This window comes from Ignavibacteriales bacterium, assembly GCA_016709765.1.
Lineage (GTDB): Bacteria > Bacteroidota > Ignavibacteria > Ignavibacteriales > Ignavibacteriaceae > IGN3.
This window is the reverse complement of the sequence record JADJMD010000013.1, coordinates 108,874-130,558: the sequence shown is the minus strand read 5'-3', so window position 1 is coordinate 130,558 and position 21,685 is coordinate 108,874. Positions and strand designations below refer to the sequence as shown.

At 31.9% G+C, this 21,685-nt stretch carries 17 protein-coding genes and 1 pseudogene; 13 read left to right on the top strand and 5 right to left on the bottom strand.

The window, feature by feature from the left end:
* Positions 1 to 6: 6 nt before the first annotated feature.
* From IPJ23_10355 to IPJ23_10345, 3 genes and pseudogenes are all read left to right on the top strand, one after another.
* Positions 7 to 1,929, top strand: a complete 1,923-nt coding sequence (locus IPJ23_10355; protein ID MBK7631078.1) for a TonB-dependent receptor — start codon at positions 7 to 9, stop codon at positions 1,927 to 1,929.
* 2 nt (positions 1,930 to 1,931) lie between these two features.
* A pseudogene (locus IPJ23_10350) lies at positions 1,932 to 2,462 on the top strand (TonB-dependent receptor family protein).
* Between the two features lie 99 nt (positions 2,463 to 2,561).
* Positions 2,562 to 4,568 carry a PKD domain-containing protein gene (locus IPJ23_10345; GenBank protein ID MBK7631077.1) on the top strand — a complete coding sequence of 669 codons (2,007 nt, stop codon included), beginning with the start codon at positions 2,562 to 2,564 and terminating at the stop codon, positions 4,566 to 4,568.
* Between the two features lie 135 nt (positions 4,569 to 4,703).
* Here the strand turns inward: IPJ23_10345 and meaB are convergent, their stop codons facing one another.
* On the bottom strand, positions 4,704 to 5,834 hold the full coding sequence (gene meaB / locus IPJ23_10340) for a methylmalonyl Co-A mutase-associated GTPase MeaB (GenBank protein MBK7631076.1): 1,131 nt from the start codon (positions 5,832 to 5,834) through the stop codon (positions 4,704 to 4,706).
* Between the two features lie 260 nt (positions 5,835 to 6,094).
* Between meaB and aqpZ the strand changes: the two genes are divergently transcribed.
* The 4 genes from aqpZ (at position 6,095) to IPJ23_10320 (ending at position 10,588) form a co-directional block, all read left to right on the top strand.
* Positions 6,095 to 6,790 carry an aquaporin Z gene (gene aqpZ, locus IPJ23_10335; protein ID MBK7631075.1) on the top strand — a complete coding sequence of 232 codons (696 nt, stop codon included), beginning with the start codon at positions 6,095 to 6,097 and terminating at the stop codon, positions 6,788 to 6,790.
* Between the two features lie 90 nt (positions 6,791 to 6,880).
* Positions 6,881 to 7,336, top strand: a complete 456-nt coding sequence (locus tag IPJ23_10330; GenBank protein MBK7631074.1) for a hypothetical protein — start codon at positions 6,881 to 6,883, stop codon at positions 7,334 to 7,336.
* A gap of 12 nt (positions 7,337 to 7,348) precedes the next feature.
* Positions 7,349 to 8,923: a DUF4301 family protein gene (locus IPJ23_10325; protein MBK7631073.1), complete on the top strand. Its 1,575-nt coding sequence runs from the start codon at positions 7,349 to 7,351 to the stop codon at positions 8,921 to 8,923.
* A gap of 336 nt (positions 8,924 to 9,259) precedes the next feature.
* Complete coding sequence (locus IPJ23_10320) at positions 9,260 to 10,588, top strand: sigma 54-interacting transcriptional regulator (GenBank protein ID MBK7631072.1); 1,329 nt, start codon at positions 9,260 to 9,262, stop codon at positions 10,586 to 10,588.
* 303 nt (positions 10,589 to 10,891) lie between these two features.
* Here the strand turns inward: IPJ23_10320 and rpiA are convergent, their stop codons facing one another.
* On the bottom strand, positions 10,892 to 11,560 hold the full coding sequence (gene rpiA, locus IPJ23_10315) for a ribose-5-phosphate isomerase RpiA (protein ID MBK7631071.1): 669 nt from the start codon (positions 11,558 to 11,560) through the stop codon (positions 10,892 to 10,894).
* A 143-nt stretch (positions 11,561 to 11,703) separates the two neighbouring features.
* Between rpiA and IPJ23_10310 the strand changes: the two genes are divergently transcribed.
* On the top strand, positions 11,704 to 12,909 hold the full coding sequence (locus IPJ23_10310) for an aminotransferase class I/II-fold pyridoxal phosphate-dependent enzyme (GenBank protein ID MBK7631070.1): 1,206 nt from the start codon (positions 11,704 to 11,706) through the stop codon (positions 12,907 to 12,909).
* A 61-nt stretch (positions 12,910 to 12,970) separates the two neighbouring features.
* Here the strand turns inward: IPJ23_10310 and IPJ23_10305 are convergent, their stop codons facing one another.
* Both IPJ23_10305 and IPJ23_10300 read right to left on the bottom strand, forming a co-directional pair.
* The gene (locus tag IPJ23_10305; GenBank protein ID MBK7631069.1) at positions 12,971 to 13,360 is read right to left on the bottom strand and encodes a VOC family protein; all 390 of its coding nucleotides are present in this window, start codon (positions 13,358 to 13,360) and stop codon (positions 12,971 to 12,973) included.
* Positions 13,361 to 13,373: 13 nt separating this feature from the next.
* Entirely contained in the window at positions 13,374 to 13,607 is a 234-nt protein-coding gene (locus IPJ23_10300; protein MBK7631068.1) for a hypothetical protein, read from the bottom strand.
* Between the two features lie 149 nt (positions 13,608 to 13,756).
* On the opposite strand from IPJ23_10300, the gene IPJ23_10295 reads away from it, so the two are divergent.
* The 4 genes from IPJ23_10295 (at position 13,757) to IPJ23_10280 (ending at position 19,123) form a co-directional block, all read left to right on the top strand.
* Positions 13,757 to 16,204 (top strand): AMP-binding protein, encoded by a 2,448-nt coding sequence (locus IPJ23_10295; protein ID MBK7631067.1) that lies wholly within the window; start codon positions 13,757 to 13,759, stop codon positions 16,202 to 16,204.
* Positions 16,205 to 16,234: 30 nt separating this feature from the next.
* Positions 16,235 to 17,815, top strand: a complete 1,581-nt coding sequence (locus IPJ23_10290) for a HAMP domain-containing histidine kinase (protein MBK7631066.1) — start codon at positions 16,235 to 16,237, stop codon at positions 17,813 to 17,815.
* Complete coding sequence (locus IPJ23_10285; protein ID MBK7631065.1) at positions 17,808 to 18,494, top strand: response regulator transcription factor; 687 nt, start codon at positions 17,808 to 17,810, stop codon at positions 18,492 to 18,494. Before IPJ23_10290 ends, IPJ23_10285 begins: the two co-directional genes overlap by 8 nt.
* Before the next feature lie 185 nt (positions 18,495 to 18,679).
* Positions 18,680 to 19,123, top strand: a complete 444-nt coding sequence (locus IPJ23_10280; GenBank protein ID MBK7631064.1) for a HEAT repeat domain-containing protein — start codon at positions 18,680 to 18,682, stop codon at positions 19,121 to 19,123.
* 125 nt (positions 19,124 to 19,248) lie between these two features.
* Here IPJ23_10280 and IPJ23_10275 read toward each other — a convergent pair whose 3' ends face one another.
* A complete protein-coding gene (locus IPJ23_10275) occupies positions 19,249 to 20,466 on the bottom strand; it encodes a dipeptidase (GenBank protein MBK7631063.1) in 1,218 nt (405 codons plus the stop codon).
* Positions 20,467 to 20,625: 159 nt separating this feature from the next.
* Here IPJ23_10275 and IPJ23_10270 point away from each other — a divergent pair, with 159 nt between their 5' ends.
* A complete protein-coding gene (locus IPJ23_10270) occupies positions 20,626 to 21,681 on the top strand; it encodes a beta galactosidase jelly roll domain-containing protein (protein ID MBK7631062.1) in 1,056 nt (351 codons plus the stop codon).
* Positions 21,682 to 21,685 lie beyond the last annotated feature (4 nt).

The window sequence follows — 21,685 nt, the reverse complement described above, 5'->3', positions numbered from 1 at the left end:
CCAATAATGAAAATACAAGCCTTAATTATTTTAGTAATTAGTTTGATGTTTACTTCAAATTCTTTTTCCCAGAATCCTAGAGGAAGAAATAACCAAAACGGCAACATGCCAACCGGGAAAATATTTGGCTCTTTGTTCGATGCTCAGACAAATCAAATTATTGAATATGGTAATATTGTTTTATATCTAACTAAAGATTCTTCCATGGCAACCGGAACTATTTCGGATAAAGAGGGAAAATTTACACTCAGTAATCTGCAATTCGGAATGTATTATTTAAAAGCATCATTTATTGGCTATGCAACTAAGTTTATAGATAGCATACGTGTTAATCCCAAATCTTTAGAAATTAATCTTGGAGAAATATTTCTTGATGAAGAATCAATTGAACTTGGGAATATTCTTGTAACTGGACAAAAAGAAATGGTGATTAACAACCTTGATAAAAAAATTATTAATGTTGAAAAAGATTTAACCAGCACAGGCGGTTCAGCAGTTGATGTTGTGGGAAACATACCCTCCGTAACAGTTGATCTTGATGGCAATGTAAGTTTTAGAGGCAATCAAAACATAACAATTTTAGTGGATGGCAAACCAAGTGAATTAGTTGGTTCAAGTAACAGCGATATTTTAAACAGCATTCCCGCCAGTTCTATAGAATCCATTGAACTTGTTACCAATCCATCTGCACGCTACGATCCGGATGGTTCATCGGGAATCCTAAACATCATTTTAAAGAAAAGAATTAATGGCGGATTAAATGGAAGCGTTAGTCTAAATGTTGGTACTCGTGATAAATATAATGGATCAATAAATCTGAATTACAGAACGCCATATTTTAATTTCTTCACTGCCTTTGATTCACGAATCATGAATAATGAAAACGAGGGAAATTCATTAAGAACAAACAACATCGCAAATACAATTTCTTATTTGGATCAGGCAAATAACGGATTGTTCAAATTTAATTCTAATAATGTAAATGCGGGATTAGATTATCTATATGATGATTTTAACACATTCACGTTTTCTTATCGTTACAGAAAATTTGGATTTGACAGCGATGGATTTGTTAAAAACACAAACTTAAATTCCATAAATCAAATTATTGATGTTTTTAATCGCAGCAGTGTTGCTGATAGAAATATGGGAGGAAGCAATTATACTTTAAGTTATAGAAGAACCTCTGAAACAAAAGGTAATGAGTTGACTGCGGATGTAATAGTTGGGGATTTTGCAATGAACAGGGATGAGGAAATTACACAAACCAATTTTGATATAAATCTAATTCCAATCAGAGAATCCAAACAAAAAGGTTTATCAAGCAACTCTAATAAACAGTTAACTTTACAATCTAATTATGTAAATCCCATAGAAGGATTTGGACGAATAGAAACAGGGTTTAAAACCACTTTTAAAAATTTAAATTCAAAAAATGATTATCAAGATTTTAATCAAAGTTCTTCGGTGTGGATTGATGATCCTTTGAGAAAAACTGATTTTAATTATAAAGAACAGATTTACGCAGTGTATGGAATTTACTCTAACAACATTAATAAATTTCAATATCAAATTGGATTACGTGCAGAACAAGCTAATGTTGATGGGAAGGAAAGCATTACTACAACATCATTTAACAAAAATTATTTTGCTCTTTATCCAACAATACATTTGGTGCAAGGTTTACCCGAGGATCAGGAAATACAATTAAGTTACAGTAGAAGAGTTGAGCGCCCAAATAACAGAAGGTTAAATCCTTATGTGGATCGATCAGATTCTTTAAATATTCAATATGGTAATCCGGAATTAAATCCCGAGTTTGTTAATTCGATTGATCTTGGATATTCAAAATTCTTTGGTAAAACTTCACTAACATCATCATTCTTTTACAAACTTACTGATGACGCGATAGATAATTATACTTTTTAAGAGACGATGGAGTTACGGAAACCACGTGGCGCAATCTTTCTAAAAGCACTTCTTATGGGATAGAATTAACCGCCGTGCATCCTTTGTTTGAGTGGTTTAGATTAAACGGCAGCTTTTCATATTTTAATACAAAGTTTGAAGAGCCGGAGCTTGTTAAAGAAGATTTTAGCTGGATTGCCAAACTCTCCACCATGATTTTTCTTTCAAAAGATTTTAATCTGCAGATAAATGCTAATTATAATTCTCCAATTGTTACGGCGCAGGGCAGAATTAAAGAAGTGTTTACAACAGATTTTGCTGCTAAAAAAGATTTTTTGGATGGGCAGCTTTCTGTAACCTTTAGAGTTAGCGATATTTTTAACACACGTAAAATGGATTCTGAAACAAATGGAATTAATTTCTTTTCTACATCTTACAGAAAAATGGAATCACGTGTAGCGTTTCTTGGAATATCATACAGATTAAGCCCGGGAAACGGAAATAAAGATCGCGATAAAAAACCAAGCATTGAAGATGGAATGGATGTATTTTAATTTTTCTCATTAAGCAACAGTTTTTATTTGACAACTAACTAATTTCTTTGCAAATTACTTCTAGCTATTCAATGTTTAATGAATAATGGAGTAACTGTAATGAAACGACTATATTTACTGTTTTTTATATTAGGTTTTTTTGGCTCAGGTTTAGCATATGATAAACTTTCTCTAGTTGAAAGATTTACAAATTGTTCCTGCGGCCCTTGTGCTACAGCTAATAATGCATGGTATAATGGTACAACTGCAAATCTAATCAACTCACGTTCAATAACCCATGTTATATACAATGTTGATTGGCCTTCACCAACAGACCCAATGCATATACTAAATGCTGCTGATAATAACGCTAGGCGAGGATATTATGGTGTTAACTCAGTCCCGTGGATTGATGTAAACGGTACGACCATTTCAGTTAGTCAGGCAGCTCTTGAAGGAGCTGTTAATTCCGGAAATGCATCTTACTCTCCATTTAAGATTGAAATAATTCCGGTTAGATTTTCTAACAATGTTATTAATGTAAAAGTTATTATAACCAGGGATTCTTCTGACAATACAACTTTTAATAATACCAAACTAAGAGTTGCTCTTACAGAATTAACAGTCGATAGAACTTGTTTAACCTGCTGTAACAATGGTGAAATTTTATTTCACAATGTAACTCGTAAAATGCTGCCAGACGGAAAAGGAACTTTAATTCAGATTCCTGTTGCAGGTGATTCTGTTGAATACGAATTTTCCTTTATCCCAAATGCACAATTTTTGCAAGAGGTTGATATAACAGCGCTTTCAGTCGTAGCCTTTATCCAAAGTGATGCTAATAAACTTGTTTATCAATCAGCTACCGCGGACGTTGAACTGTCTAATAATCTAAACGCTGCATTCCAGGTTACTGAAAATTTAGGCGCATTACCATTTGAAGTTACTTTTGAAGATTATTCTTCTGCGACAGATTCTACATCAATTACATCTTGGTCCTGGGATTTTGACAATGACGGAAACCCTGATTCTCAAGAACCTAATCCAACTTATACTTTTACAACTGAAGGAACATATACAGTTTCTTTAACAGTTAGTGATGGTATCAATCAATACATACGCACTTTAGAAAATTATATTTACGGATTAACAAATTCTGCTGATATTTTAGTAGTAAATGGAATCGATTACTCAAATGCAACTTATATTCCTGAAATGCAGGCGTTCTATAGTAGTTCTGCTTGTATTGGTAATCATAATGTTGATGTTTGGGATTTATTTGGTGATCAAGGATTTAATTATAGAGCAAATTCATCTTTTCAAACTACACATTTATTTAACCGTGATATTCCTACCTCAGTATTAAATCTTTATGATAAGGTAATTTGGATAGGAAATAATTTTAGTGGCGATTTAGCATTCTTTATTCCTGCACAGGTAATTGATTATGTACAAAATGGTGGAAATTTTCTCTTGGCAACAAGATTAGCCGGTAGTTTTTTTGATACTCAACTTAGAACTTATTGCGGCGTTTCTGCTGTTACAGGTGATTTGCAGGTAACAGATCTTGTCGCACTAGATTCTGGATTGGTTACGATGCCCTCAACGGGCGTTAATAATCTTGTACATTTAGTTTCCTTTGATGTAAATTCAGAAGCAGTTCCAATTTTTGATGATCTAACCGCAAATGCTTTTTATGCAGGATTTAGATTAAACAAACAGGATGAAGGCAATTTTATTTTTATTGCCGGAAGACCTTATCGTTTTAATGCCGCAGCATCTTATGCAAATTATGATTTTATAATTGATAACTGGATGGTCACAACTCCAACTGATGTTGAAGAAGATGATCAGATTGTTCCGGAAAAGTTTGCCTTACTGCAGAATTATCCAAATCCATTTAATCCATCTACCAGGATAACATACAATATTGCTCATCGAAGTAACGTTTCATTAAAAATTTATGATTTACTTGGAAAAGAAATAGTAACATTGGTTAATGAACAAAAAGAGGTGGGTACATATGATGTTCAGTTTGATGCAAGCAAATTATCAAGCGGAGTTTATATCTACTCAATTCAAGCAGGAGATTTTCTTGAAAGCCGAAAGATGATACTGATGAAATAAAATTAATTTATGAGGCTGTCTCAAAAGGGTTGTTTTGTAACCCTGAACTCGTTTCAGGATCTAAATTTAATTCAAAATCGCACCGTTAGATTCCGAAATAAATTCGGAATGACACTTTTTAGACAGCCTCATATTTTATGATTTGAAAATCTTAAGCAATTTTTCTGCGGCGAGCGTTGGTGTTATTTTATCTTTTAGTATTTCTTGTTTAATTGATGCTATTGCTTGTTGAACTTTTTCATCATTATAAAACTCATCGCGTAAAGTGTCTTCCACCATTCTAAAAACCCATTCAATAGATTGATCTTTTCTTCGTTGTTCAAATATTCCGGATTGTTTAATAGTCTTTTCAAATTTCTTAATCACATCCCAAAGTTCAGGAATTCCTTTTCCCGTTAGCGCAGATCCACAGAATGCTTGTGATGTCCATCCTTTTGTTGCAGGCTGCAGATAATGCAGAGCATTGTTATAATCTGATCTTGCAATGTTAGCTTTCTTCTCATTATCGCCATCTGCTTTGTTGATAAGGATTGCATCGGTCAATTCCATTATGCCACGTTTAATTCCCTGCAGTTCATCACCTGCGCCTGCAATTAAAACAAGCAGAAAAAAATCCACCATAGAACGCACGGTAACTTCGCTTTGTCCAACGCCAACTGTTTCAATAAGGATAATATCAAATCCTGCGGCTTCGCATGCAGTAATTGTTTCGCGACTTTTTCTTGTTACTCCACCAAGATTTCCACCAGAAGGTGAAGGACGAATAAAACAATTTTTTTCTTTAGAAAGATTTTCCATTCTTGTTTTATCTCCGAGAATACTTCCCTTATTTACGATGCTGCTCGGATCAACAGTAAGAACGGCAACTTTGTGTCCTTGATCTATTAGATACATGCCTAGTGCTTCAATCAGTGTGCTTTTGCCTGCCCCGGGAACTCCTGTAATTCCAATTCTTAAAGATTTTCCGGAATAGGGAAGCAGCTTCTTTAATACTTCTTGTGCATTATCATGATGAGTTGGATTATTGCTTTCAATTAATGTAATAGCACGAGCCAGAATATTTCTATCAAAATTTAAAACACCATTAACATAATCATCAATAGATAGATGCTGGCGTTTCAAATCTTTTTCCTTTTTGCTAGAACCTACATCTGAACTTGAACTTTGTATTCCTTTGACAACTCGTACAGCAAATCCTTCACCCGCATTTTGGGGAGTCCAGTCAGGTTTATATGAATTATTTTTTTTAGAAGGCTGTTTTTTCATATATCAAAAATAGAAAATCAAATAATAAAGATTTAAATCATCTCGACTTATATTAAAAACTTAAAGGTAAATAGTGTTTGAGGTTTTCAATTAAATATCTTATGTTCAAGATAAATAATTTAATTATATATTGAAGAATTAAATTTTCAGAAACTAATAATTTAATTCTTTTTATATTGTTTATTGTTATCTATTAAAAGACTACTCTTTTTGGTACAAAAATTAAAGGTTCTTTCTATTTCATTTATTCAGGAGGGCAAATGGATTCAAAAAAACTTGCAGCCGAGTTTATCGGAACATTCTGGTTGGTACTTGGTGGTTGTGGAAGCGCAGTTCTTGCTGCTGCTTTTCCCAGTCTTGGTATTGGTTTCGTTGGTGTTGCTCTGGCCTTTGGTTTAACAGTTTTAACAATGGCTTTTGCTATCGGGCATATTTCAGGATGTCATCTTAATCCGGCAGTAACTATCGGCTTATGGGCAGGCGGAAGATTTAAAGCTTCAGAAATTTTGCCATATATAATTTCACAAGTGCTTGGCGCTATTGCCGGTGCGGGTGTTTTGTATTTAATTGCAAGCGGTCAGCTTGGTTTTGATTTAAGTGCAGGCTTTGCATCCAATGGGTATAGCGATCACTCACCAGGTGGTTACTCATTAACTTCAGGATTTGTTAGCGAAGTTGTGATGACTTTTATGTTTCTTATGATAATTTTGGGCGCAACTGATGAAAGAGCGCCAAAAGGGTTTGCACCAATTGCAATAGGATTAGGACTAACTTTAATCCATTTAATAAGTATTCCTGTTACAAATACTTCTGTTAATCCTGCAAGAAGTACAGGACCAGCATTATTTGTTGGCGGATGGGCAATATCACAATTGTGGTTATTCTGGGTTGCTCCTATTATTGGCGCGGTGTTGGCTGGTTTTGTTTACAGTTTTATTGGCGGCAAATCTAAATAGTTTTTTTTATTATTCGTATTTTTAAGCACAGGATAAAATTCATTCTGTGCTTTTTTTTATCAATAATAACTAAAAATTAGAAAGTTAACGATGAGCGAAAATATTTTAGACAAAGCCAAGGCTGCGGCACAATCTTTAAAAGAAAAATCAATTGATTTTACAGAACATTTAGTGGATGATGACAAAGAAGAGATTATTAATCAATTCAAGCAAAAAGGTTCTGAAAAAATTGTTGAAATATTAGAAATAATTGAAAAATATAAATCACTATTCGCTGATGCTGGATATGAACTGAACAGTTTTAATGCATCTCTTACAATTCCACCTGATATTTCAATCTCATTTTATTTTCTTGGTATGATTGATGAAACAAAAAGAAAAGAGATTAATGCACATATTTCTGAAAGTAAAATTGCCTTCATCATTTTAAATAGTTTGTTTAAGGCAAGTGATTTTGCTGAAAAAATAAAAATAGGTTCAATTAAATTAAAAACTGTAAGTATAAAGCTGGGGTTAATCCCTGCCATTAGTATTTCTCTTTCTTAAAAGTTAATTATTATGAATAAAAACGAATTAGAATTAATAAAAATTAAAAACTATTTAGCTTCAGTTGATAATGAACATATATTATTATCAGCTATAAAAGAACAGTTAGATTTATTTGAAAATGGTGTTAAGATTCCGCAATTAGAAAAACCGTGTACTCTTGGAGACGGAATTGTTAAACTAAATCTCGATGAGTTTGATGAACTGCTAAATTTTTTTAATTCCGCTTCTGCTGAGAGCAGGATAATTAAGTTTGTTCCAGCTTCCGGTGCGGCTTCACGAATGTTTCATAAGCTTCAATCCGTCTTAATCAGGTTTAATAATTTTTCTTTAAACGATATCAAATCAAAAATTGAATATGATAATGAATGTAAATCGGTTTATGATTTTTTAACAAATCTAAATAAGTTTTCTTTTTATGAAAATTTAAAAGCTGTTTTAAATGCCGATGAAGTTAAAATTAAAAAATTAGTTAATAATTTCCCTAAGGAAATAGTAAAAGCGGTTTTGTTTGAAACCGGATTAGGTTATTCCTCAAAACCAAAAGGTGCGATTAATTTTCATTGTTATAAAACGGAGTGTAGAACTGCTTTTGAAGAGCAAATTTTTGAAGCCTTTAATTATGCTACTGATAAAGAACAAAATGTAAAAATCCATTTTACAATTTCTGAAGAACATACAGATCTATTTAAAAAAATTATAAGTGATTTAAAATCAAAACTGAGTAAAAAAGAATTTAAGATTAATGTAACGCATTCTTATCAAAAAAAATCTACTAACACAATTGCTGTTGATCTCTCTAACAAGATTCTGTTTGATAAATCCGGTATCCCAATACGAAGACCTGGCGGACATGGAGCCTTGATCGAAAATTTAAATGATCTGAATGCTGATATCGTTATTATAAAAAATATTGACAATATCTCAACGGAAAACCTAAATAATGATACAATACTTTTCAAAAAACTATTAACAGGCTACTTGGTAAAAATTCAAAATAAAGTTTTTGAATTTTTGAATTCTTTAAATCAAAAAGATTTTGCTAAATATAGTTTTGATGAGATGATGAAGTTTGCAGAGGAATTTTTATTTATAACAATGTCGAAAGATTTTTTTAGTTGGGATGATGGTCAAAAGCGAAAGTTTTTGTTTGATAAATTAAATCGTCCTATAAGGGTTTGTGGTATGGTTAAAAATGTTGGAGAACCTGGCGGTGGGCCATTTTGGGTGAATGAAGATAATGGAAGTTCTTCACTTCAAATTATCGAACAAGTTCAAATTGATATGACTGATGAAAATCAAAAAAATATTTTTAAGAATTCAACACATTTTAATCCCGTTGATTTAGTTTGTGGAGTTAAAGATTATAAGGGGAATAATTTTGATTTGCGCAATTTTGTAGATCATCATAGCGGAATAATTACAAAAAAATCTAAAGACGGAATTGAACTTAAAGCCTTGGAATTACCCGGTTTATGGAACGGCGGTATGGCTAATTGGATAACAATTTTTGTGGAAGTTCCAATAGGTACCTTTAATCCGGTAAAAGAAGTGAACGATCTTTTAAGAAAAGAGCATCAAAATTAGTTTGATTTAATATCTGTTTCTTTTCTTTACATTTTCTTCAATATTACATACGTTTGTATGGTATGAAAAAGAGGAATTTTAGATCGCAATTATTTAGGAAAGAAATCCAAGAAAATGATCCGGAATTCTGGGTCAAAGTATACGCAGAACTACTGTTTAGAATTCATGAACTTGAAAAGCAAAAATGTAATTGCTTTAAATGCCAAACAGATCTTGATAGTTATCTAAAGTTTTTCGATAAGTTAAATTGTGATAAAAGCTTTATTTATAAATTAGAATGAACGACGATTTTTTTTTTAAGTTGATAAATCAGTAAATATTTATATTAGTTACGGTATGGAAAAAAAATTTAACGAAGAAATATTAAACTCACTTGCTGAAGGCGTTTTAACGGTTGATAAAAATTTTAAAATCAACTTTTTTAACCGCGCTGCGGAATTAATCACTGGGTTTAGTAAAGAAGAAGTGATTGGGGAGTTTTGCAAGTATGTATTTAAATGTGAACTTTGTCAAACACAATGCCCAATAGGATTGGTTCTTGAATCTGGAAATGATATTTATGATTATAATTCGAGTATAGAAGTTAAAACAGGAACAAGAAAACCAATACGATTAAACGCCGCTATTCTAAAAAATAGCGATAGCGAACCTGTAGGTGGCGTTATTTCTTTTCGCGATCTTTCTGAATTGATGAAACTTAGACGTGATGTAATTTCACCATCAAACTACTTTGGGATAATTGGACATAGCAAATCAATGCAAGAAATCTTTAGCTTGATTCAGGAAATTGCTGAATCTGATGCAACTGTTTTAATTCAAGGTGAATCGGGAACCGGAAAAGAATTAGTTGCAAATGCAATTCAGGAAACAAGTTTAAGAAAAGGCAAACAATTTTTAAAAGTTAATTGTTCTGTATTTCCACAAAATCTATTAGCTAGCGAATTATTTGGGCACGTTAAAGGTGCATTTACGGATGCATTTAAAGATAGACCGGGCAGATTTGAGTTGGCTAATGGCGGAACGCTTTTTTTGGATGAAGTTGCTGAAATGCCTCTGCAAACACAAATACAATTGTTAAGAATTTTGCAGGAAGGAACCTTTGAAAGAGTTGGAGAATCAGTTACACGTAAAACTGATGTGCGAGTTATATCGGCAACTAATATTAATATCAAAAAAGCGCTCGAGGATGGTAAACTGAGAGAAGATCTTTTTTACAGATTAAATGTAATTCCAATTTATGTTCCGGCGTTACGAGACAGAAGGGAAGACATTCCATATCTCATAAAACATTTTATTGAAGACTACTCAAAAATCTATAAGAAGGAAATTAATGATATTGATGATGATGCACTTGAAGTTTTTATGAATTATAGTTGGCCCGGCAATGTTCGGGAACTAGAAAATGCAATCGAATATCTGATAGTTAGAAGTAAGGATAATAAAAATATTGCATTAAATAGTTTGCCATCATCCTTTAGAAATAATGCAGTTTTACAGCATAGTGAAAATGTGATAGAAATAAAAAATGATAACCCACCACAGCTTGTAAAACTTCTTGAAAAACATCACTGGAATAAAACCAAAGTAGCTGAAGAATTGGGAATAGGAAGAACTACTTTATGGCGAATGTTAAAGAATTTTCAGGAAAGCAAAGAAAACGATTAAAGACCTTTTTTATAGGTACGAAAATTATTGCATGTAATAATTACCTCAATAATTTATTTTACCTTTTATTTTAGATCTCATTAAACTTTTTTAAGTCCTTTTACGATAATTCAAGTGGCACTAAGCTTGCAATTTTTTCTTAAATTTTAATAAGAAAGGACTATTCGTAATGGGCTTTACAGAAATCGGCGTTTTATTGTTTTTGGTTGCACTTTTAGCTTTTGGATTCCTCAATTCAAGAAAAGTATCTCAGGAATTAAAAAAATTGGGCGCGGATAAATAAACTATTCGTTCTGATTTAATTTAATCTCTTCTGAAAATTTCAGTAGAGTTTTCTTTACCTACGATAACCATATTTGCAATGTTGTTGAATAATCCAACTTCAACGACTCCAGGAATAAGTTTAATTTCTCGTTCCAATTTTATGGAATTTTCAATTTCATTTAAATGAAGATCTATAATTAAATTATTCGAATCTGTTTTAAAAACATCAATTCCATTTTTTCTTACCTTAGGCTTGTAACCAAGTTGTTCAAATATTTTTATTAAGTGATTAGATCCAACAGAGATAACTTCAACTGGGAGTGGAAATTTACCAAGCTTTTTAACAAACTTTGATGAATCTACAATCCATATAACTTTTTCCGATGATGCTGAAACTATCTTTTCAAACAACAATGCACCACCGCCGCCTTTAATTCCGTTTAATTCTGCATCAACTTCATCAGCTCCGTCAATTGTAAGATCAATTTTATCAACCTCATTTAGATTTAAAATTTTAATTCCCAAACTTTTTGCAAGCTCGCTCGTTTGATTTGATGTAGAGACACAATTTACTTGAAGACCATCTTTAACCAATTCTGCAAGTTTATTTACTAAAAAGAACACTGTGGAACCGGTACCAAGTCCAATAGTCATTTCATCTTTAATAAATTCAATTGATTTTTCTGCGGCAAGTAGTTTTTCGTTCATTGTAGTATTATTTAATTGTGTGATTTATTCTAAAAACTAGTGTTAATTTAGTAATAGAAATATTTTTATTGTTGTATCCAAAATAATAAGAACTCAGTTTGTAAACCTAAAACATATTTAAGAAAATTATAGGGAGAAATATTATGCATCATTACGATCCTAGCAGTGAAATACAGGATTATTTAGTATTTGGAGAATATGGAGATGTTAATCCGTCTATTACCGATTCATCAACTTATACTTTTTTAAATCCACAAACGATGAATGACCTTTTTGATCATGAAATTGAAGGATGTTTTTTATACTCACGTCATTGGAATCCAACAAACAAATATCTGGCTCAAGCACTTGCAAAGTTAGAAGATTCCGAAGACGCAATTGTAACTGCATCTGGAATGGGTGCAATTAGTTGTGCTATTCTGCAACTATGCAGCGCCGGTGATGAGATTATATCAAGCAGAACTATCTATGGCGGCACATATGCATTTTTTAAAAATTTTTTACCAAAGTTTGGAATAAGTGTAAAGTTTGTAAATACACAAGATTTGGATGCAGTTAAATCTTCGGTTACAGATAAAACAAAAGTTATTTATTGTGAATCTGTCAGTAATCCACTGTTAGAAATTGCTGATATTCCAAAACTTTCTGAAATTGCTAATCAAAATAACATTAAACTTATGGTGGATAATACATTCAGCCCGATTATCATTTCACCAATCCGTTTAGGGGCACACATTGTTGTTCACAGCTTAACTAAATTTATAAATGGTACAAGTGATTGTGTCGCAGGCTGTGTTTGTAGTACTAAAGAATTTATTGCTCAGTTAACTGATATAAATTCCGGAGCTGCTATGTTATTAGGACCTGTTCTTGATAGTTATCGCGCTGCGTCAATAATGAAGAATATTCACTCGCTTCACATAAGAATTAAAAAGCATAGTGAGAATGCCCAATATCTTGCAGAAAATTTTGAAAAAATGGGTTGTAAAGTTTTTTATCCAGGACTAAAATCACACAACGGATACAATCTTTTAAATGAAATTATGAATGAAGGATTTGGATACGGGGGAATGTTAGCAATTGATGCAACTACAACTGAAAAAGCAAATGAACTTATGGCTAATATGCAGCTAGAAAAAGTTGGTTATCTTGCTGTGAGTCTTGGTTATTTTAAAACTTTATTTTCTTCACCTGGTCACAGCACTTCATCAGAAATTCCAGAAGAAGAAAGAAAAGCAATGGGATTGAGTGAAGGATTAGTCCGTATTTCAATTGGTTTGGATAATGATATTAAAAAAACTTACGAACGAATTAAGAAATGTTTGATTGAAGTTGGATTATGTAAATAAAATTCACATTTAATAAACCCAATTCTTTTAATGAATTGGGTTTATTTTAACGAATGTTGATCTACTCCGGTTTAAACAAAGCACAAACAGCACCCGCAGGATCTTGAATCACACAATATCTTCCGTAGCCGGCCATATTTTTTGGCTCGATAATAATTTTTCCACCAAGTTGAACGCAAGACTCAGCACTTTTATCAACATCCTCAACAGTAATGTACAGTAACCATTGCGGTGGTAGTTTAGCATTTGATCCTTTTGCATGACAAACGCCAGCAGCAACTTTACCACTTTCGGGCGCTATCATTGTAAAATCCTCATAATCGCCCATAGATAAACCTTCAGCCTGCCACCCAACAACTTTTGAATAAAAATCCTTGACCTCTTCTGCATTTGAAACAGTTAAATCACACCATGTTATTGAACCAATTTCTGGTTTTTGTTTGTCTTCCATAAAAACCCTTTGCCTATCTAATAAAAATTATTATGAACCAATAAACAATTGTTAATATAAATACTCCCCAAAACGGGATGCTGTTTATCCATTTAAACAAACCGACTCCAATTCCAATTACGACTCCTACTACTAGATTATTGATTGCATAACCGTAAAGCATTCCAACTAAAATACCCAATGCTAAATCAATAATTTTAAGCTGTAGTTTTTTTTGTTGAATTAGTTGTTCGCGCGATATTTCCATAATATCCTCAAAAGATTTAACCACTACTTAAGAAAAATAAATGAAGAATACAATTGTGGATTAGCATTTATATTAGGTTTTAGTAGAACAGTTTTTAATGATTTATTTTGATATTTTAGAACTAATATTTCATCAAGTAAAGGCAAAAATTGTTTTTAAAAAATTATAATAAAACCGCTATGATCCTTAAGGATCAAAAAATTGATTACAATGAGTTGATACAAAATGTAAATTCATTTGCAACACTGCTGCCATCTGTAAATCTTTCTAAAGTTGCAATCTTTTCTGAAAATAGATTTGAATGGATTTATGCTTTTTATTCTGTTTGGATGAAAAAAGCGGTTGCGGTACCAATTGATTTTATGTCATCGGCTGAAGATGTTACATTTATTCTAAATGATTGTAAACCGGAAGTGATTTTCTACTCTAATACAACAAAAGAAGTTTGTGAAAAATCAATTGCAAAGTTGAATTATAAAATAGAGACGATAAATCTTGATGAAATAAAAATAAAATCAGCAAATGCTAGCGTAACATTCTCAGACCCGAATACAAATGAAACTGCTGTAATAATTTACACATCGGGAACAACAGGTTCGCCTAAAGGAGTTATGCTTTCTTATGATAATCTTCTTGTAAACATAGAAGCTGTAACAACTGATGTGCAGATATTTAAGACTGAAGATCGTGTTATGATATTACTTCCGCTGCATCATATATTCCCATTGGTTGGAACAATGATTGCCCCATTGAGCGTTGGCGGTACAGTTGTTTTCTCACCATCAATGGCTTCTGAAGATATTATGGCAACTTTGCAACACGGAATTACTATTATCATTGGTGTGCCCAGATTGTATAATCTTATAAGAAAAGGTATAAAAGATAAAATAAATAAAAGCGGTATTGCAAAACTTCTTTTCAAACTTGCAGAAAAGAAAAATTCATTAAGCTTTTCAAGAAAAATTTTTGGATCCGTACAAAGAAAATTTGGCGGTAAAGTAAAATATATGGTTTGTGGAGGCGCAGCTTTTGATAAAGAAGTATGTAAAGATTATTTAACACTTGGATTTGAAGTGCTTGAAGGTTTTGGAATGACTGAGTGTGCCCCGATGATTACTTTTACTCGCCCTGGTAAAGTGTTACCCGGTTCTGCTGGACAACCATTAAAAACTAATGAAGTAAAAGTTATTGATGGTGAAATAGTTAATCGTGGCAGAAATGTAATGCAAGGATATTACAATCGGCCCGAAGAAACTGCAGCAATTTTAAAAGATGGCTGGCTTTACACTGGTGATTTAGGGCATCTTGATGATGATAACAGAATTTTTATTACCGGAAGAAAAAAAGAAATAATTATTTTATCGAACGGTAAAAATATAAATCCAGAAGAGATTGAAAATAAAATATTGAGTTATTCAGATGTTATAACCGAAATTGGAGTGTTTGAAAAATCAGATATGCTGCACGCAGTAATTTATCCGGACTATCAAAAAGCAAAGACTCTTGGAATTGAAAATGTTGAAGAAATGTTAAAGTGGGATGTAATTGATAAGTACAACCAAACTGTAACGCCTTATAAAAAAGTAATGAAATTTAGTTTAGTAAAAGAACCATTGCCACGTACCAGATTGTTAAAACTAAAAAGATTTTTATTGCCCAAACTTGAAACAATTTCTAAGGAAAAATTGGAGTCAATAACTGAACCAACGTTTCAGGAATACATATTGCTAAAAGATTTTTTACAACAGCAAAAAGATATTACTGTTCATCCATCTGATCATATTGAAATTGATTTAGGACTAGATTCATTAGATAAAGTAAATCTTGGTGTTTATTTAGAATCTAATTTTGGGATTAAACTTTCAGAAGCTGAATTAGTTGCATTCCCAAACATTATCAAAATTGCAGAAAATATTCGCGATAAAAAAACAAAGCTTAGTGTTGAGGCAATAGATTGGGGTCAAATATTTAAAGAACAGCTGGATCTTGATTTACCTAAAAGCTGGTTCACGCATAATTTTATGAAAAACAGTGCAAAGGTTTTTCTAAAACTTTATTTCAGATTGAAAGGCGAAGGATTAGAAAATATTCCGAATGGTCCGTTTATACTAGCGCCAAATCATCAAAGTTTTTTTGATGGATTATTTGTTGCAGTGTTTCTAAAAAATAAATTGATGAAGCAGACATATTTTTATGCTAAGGAAAAACATGTAAAGAATAAAATATTGAAATTTGCGGCCGCAAAAAATAATGTAATTGTAATGGATTTAACTGATCTGAAAACATCATTGCAAAAAATGGCTGAAGTTTTAAAACGTGGAAAAAATATTATCATCTTTCCAGAAGGAACAAGAACTCAATCAGGTAAAATTGGTGATTTCAAAAAGACGTTTGCTATTCTTAGCCGTGAGTTAAATGTGCCAATTGTTCCGGTGGCTATAAATGGAGCTTTTGATGCACTCCCACGCGGCACACATTTTCCTAAACCTTGGAAAAAAATAAATGTAAAGTTTTTAAAACCAATTATGCCTGAAAATCATTCTTATGATTCGCTAACAGATGCTGTGCAAACAAAAGTTACGGAAAATCTAAAATAACAGTTAATATTTTTCAATATTGTTTTTTTAATGAAAAAAATAGGCTTAATACTTTTAATAATTATCATTCTGCCTATAGCATTCCTTTTGGTAAATGAACTCGGCAAGTTAAATGAGAACGAACAGGTCCTTGAGCAAATCTACAACAATCAACTTCAAGCAATTTTATTTTCTGTAAATCAATATTCTGAAGATATAGTTCGCACAACTGTAAACACTATAATTGATAATATTGAATTAACTTCCGACAAATCCTATGAGGATAAACAATTTAAATCTCTAATTAACGACAGCAGAAAGTTTGAAATTTTATTTATTGTTGATAGTCTTGGTTCGAGCAATGTTCGATTTTATTTTCATCAAAATGAAATCCAGCCAAATATTGATTCTCTAAAAATTTATTACAAAACTGTACTTGTGTTGAATGAAGTTTTAGTTAACAGACTTTATACTTATCGTGAACAAGATTACAGGAAAATTGAACCGATTATTTTACCCAATTCTAATAACCAATCGCTATTGATTTTTGCAAGTGGAATAAATAATTCTAAACGGATTTATGGTGTAGTTATTAATCCACAAGATTTTATAACCCAAAATCTTTCATCCAGATTACAAGAAGTTGCAAAAGATGAATTTGTAATTTCAGTTATCAACCCTATAACAAATTTTCAATATAATTCTACAAAAGATTTTAATAATCGATCACTGCAAGCACAAAAAGCATTATGGATTTTCCCAAACTATAACTTAGGGATTTCTTTAGTTGGGCAATCCATTCAAGACCTTGTTAAAGAACGTGCAATGAATAATTTAATTTTAATTGGAATCTTACTTTTAGTATTAATTGCTGCTGTGTGGTTTGTTTATCGTTCCGTAAAAAAGGAACTAGAATTTGCACAGGCTAAAGCAGATTTTGTTTCAAATGTATCACACGAACTCCGAACGCCACTTGCATTAATAAGTATGTTTGCAGAAACTCTTGAAATGGATCGTGTAAAAACTGAAGACAAGAAAAAAGAATACTATTCAATTATCAGTCACGAATCTAATCGCCTTGGAAAGATTGTTAACACGATTTTAAATTTTTCTAAAATGGAAGCGGGCAAACGCAAATTTATTCTTGCTGAAGAAGATTTAAACGAAATTGTAATTCATGTTTATCAAAATTATAGTTATCATCTTTACAATAAAGGATTTGAATTTGAATATGAACCTGGAATTGATATTCCAAAAGTTTCGATTGATCGTGAAGCAGTTTCTGAAGCTATTGTAAACTTAATTGACAATGCGGTTAAGTATAGTAATGAAACTAAGTTTATTAAAATGATTATTGGAAATGAAAACGGTTATGTTTTTATTGAAATAATTGATAAAGGAATTGGAATATCTGAAGAAGATCAGAAAAAAGTTTTTGATAAATTTTATCGAGTTTCATCCGGGTTAGTTCACACCACTAAAGGTACGGGATTGGGGCTCTCACTTGTAAAGCAACTTATGGATGCACACAAAGGTAAAGTAGTTTTAAAAAGTATAATAGGTGAGGGAAGTAGCTTTAAATTGTTGTTTCCAAAAAATTCTCAATTAAATATTGGAGAAAAAAATGCCTAAGATTTTAGTTGTTGATGATGAACAGAATATGCAAACGGGATTAAAAGATAATCTTGAATTTGAGGGCTATGATGTGGATACAGCAAACGATGGTAAAGAAGGATTAAAAAAAATTATTGATAACAATTATAACCTTATTATTCTTGATGTGATGATGCCGAAAAAATCGGGATTTGATGTTTGCAAAGAGGCTCGTCAAGCCGGAATTACCACTCCAGTTATTTTACTTACTGCCAAGGGCGAAGAAATTGATAAAGTTGTTGGATTGGAAATCGGAGCAGATGATTATGTTACAAAACCATTTAGTTTGCGGGAATTATTAGCTAGAGTAAAAGCAGTTTTACGAAGAAGCGAAAGTCTTGTAATGAACGATACTGAACGCGAAATAGAAATCGGTAAGTTGGAAATAAATTTTAGTGGATACAAAGCAACATCAAAAAATAAAGATGTGCAAATGTCTCATAAAGAATTTGAAATTCTACATTACTTATGGAAGCATCGTAATTCAACAGTCAGTCGTGATGATTTATTAACTGAAATTTGGGGCTATGATGAAAATCCAACAACTCGCACAGTTGATAATTTTATTTTAAAACTTAGACAAAAAATTGAAGTGGATTCAAATCATCCGCAGGTAATTTTAACAGTTCATGGTATAGGGTATAAGCTAGTTTTATAAAATATTTAATGTTTAGTGTTAGATGCTTAATTGTAAGCCTTTATAATTATTCATTCGCAATTCGAAATTTCCCATGACATTTCTTTACATCTCTTTACTATTAGATGACACCACTGACAATTCCTTAATGTACGTTTGTACCAGAAACTTAAATGTATTTATAATTTATTTAAAAGAGGTACAAAATGAAAACAACATTATTCCACAACTCAGAGAAGTTATATTTCGGATTGGCTGCAATACTTTTCATTCTTCTGGTTACAGATACTTTTGGTCAAAATCAGAAAATTTCTGATTTATCAAAACACAAATATGCTTTGCAAAATCTGGTTATAGGAATACACTCCGAAAATGAAGGGGTAAGAGAAAGTTCAATCTACCTTGCAGGTCAATACAGATTCATTGATACAGAAAATGCTTTAATCGAACAACTTAAAGTCGAAAAAGATTCTGATATAAAAGTTTTAATCGGTTTAGCACTTTTTAGAATGAATAGCGAAAAAGGCATGAATGAATTGCAAATGCTCACAAAGAAAGATTCAAATCCGAGAGTAAGGAGAATGAGTCAGGCAATTTGTAACGAATATCTTGTTAAGTATACAAACAGAACAGCCGATGTTCAGAGATGAGTAGAGATAGCAGAAATAATTATGTTTTCACACTGAGCGAGGTCGAAGTGTGACTTGCGTTAATAGCTAAACCGTCATCCATAGTCTTCGCTCAGGATGACATTGTATATAATTCGATCTTCCTTTTAATTACTTCTCGCAGCAACATTTTCAACTTGTTTCCAAACTCTTAACAAATTTCCACCGAGTATTTTTTGTATATCTTCATCGGAATAATCACGAACCAAAAGTTCATAAACCAAGTTTGGATATTTTGAAGCATCATCTAATCCAACAGGAAGCAAACCACCGGTTCCATTAAAGTCAGAACCAATTCCAATATAATCAACTCCAACTAAGTTTTTTATATGATCGATATGGTTAGCAACATCTTTTACTGTTGCTGATGCAAGTGGATTTTCTTTCCAGTAATTTTCTTCATACTTCCAAGCGGCTTCAGTTCCGGATTTAATATTATTTTCTTTTAAATAACTTTTAATATGTTCATCACCCTTGGTATATTGAAGATAAATATCATCTCGCAAGAAAAAACTTGCAAAAGCTAATTGGATGACACCTCCATTTTTAGCTAAGATTTTAATCATCTCATCACTCATATTACGTTCATAACCTGGGGTAAAAAATCTGCAGCACGAATGTGAAGCAATCACTGGAGCTTTGCTTAATTTTATTACATCATAAAAAGTGCTATCACTAACATGCGAAATATCAACCATCATTCCCAAACGATTCATTTCTTTTACAACTTCTTTACCAAAAGGACTTAAACCATTCCATTTTCTTTCAGGATCATTTGCGGAATCACAAATGTGATTCCATTTATAATGTGCAAGTGTTATGTAACGAACTCCTTGATCATAAAATTCTTTAACATTGTTTAAATTATTTTCAATCGGCGAACCATTTTCCATTCCCATTGTTAACAAAATTTTATTTTTATTGTTCTGTTGATCTATTTCGGAAACTGATCTTAGAAAGTAGAATATAGTGGGCCATTCTTTAACCATCCTGTGAACAAGGCTCATCATTGAATCAGCTTTTATTTTTGATTTACCGGTGCCTTCCAAACTTGGTGATGTGTAAATAGACATAAACGCAACATCAAGTCCGCCTTTACGAGCGCGTGGATAATCAATTTCTCCTTTGTTTGATTCTGAAGTAACATCAAACCATTCATCGTAAAGCCAATCGGGTAAATCTATGTGTGTATCAACCATTAAAAATGATTTACTTAATTCTAAAGCTTTTTTATAAAGTGTAGAATCAGTTATTTGAAAATCTGTTTGCGAAAATGAAATTGAGGAAAGAGAAATATATAAGACAGCCACAATTATTTTATTCATTTTTGTTCTTTAAAAGTTTGGTAATTAGTTTAGATTGAAAATAGTTAAATTCAGTTATCCCTCAAATAAAATCATGACAATTTTTTACAAATGTTTACTTTGGAGTGATACTCAAAATCATATAAATATTGTAGGTTTACTAAAAGAAAATATTGAAATATGAAAAACATTAATTTTTATAAAATAATTATTCTTTTATTACTCACAGTAATTGCAACTGGTTGTTTTGAAGATAAAAGCGTACCATTACCCCCGAAAAAAATGAATACGGAAAAATTAATTCTTGATTTATCTGGTAGCTGGAAATTTAGCCTTGGCGATAAACAACAGTGGAAAGAAAAGTCTTTTGATGATAAATATTGGGAAAAGATAAACGTCCCATCGTCATGGGAAAACCAAGGTTTTCATGGATATGATGGTTATGCATGGTATAGAAAATCGTTTAAATTACCGATGGAAAATCAAAGCAAGGATCTTTATTTAGTTTTAGGTTTTATCGATGATGTTGATCAAACTTTTATAAATGGAAATTTAATTGGAGTATCAGGGGGATTTCCAAACAGCTACAGAACAGCCTACAATGCGTATAGAAAGTATTTTATCCCAAAAGAAATTTTGAGTGATGATAGTGAAAATGTTATTGCCGTTAGAGTTTATGATGATGAACTTGAAGGGGGAATTATGAGCGGCAAAATAGGAATCTATACGAATGAAAATGGATTTGAACCAGATATTAACTTAAGTGGCATTTGGGATTTTAAAACTGATGATGATTCAACTTTTTTGAATATCTATAATGAAAAATCCAGTACCATGAAACTAATGGTTCCTGCACATTGGGATATTCAAGGTTTTGAAAATTATGATGGTTTTGCATGGTACAAAAAATCATTTTATCTGCCAAAAGATTTTGATGGCCAGAGTATGATTTTACTTCTTGGAAAGATTGATGATATCGATCAAACTTATGTAAATGGAATTCTTGTAGGTTCAACTGGTTTATGGAATTTTAAAAATGTTCCAACAGATTTTAACAGTAATTTCGAATGGTCACAAGAACGAGTTTACTCAGTACCACAAAAACTTTTGAAGTTTGGTGAAACAAATACAATTTCAGTCCGAGTTTATGATGGATTTCAGGATGGTGGAATTTATGAAGGACCAATTGGATTGATTACACAAACGAACTATAAAAAATATTTTAGTAAAAAATAATTCT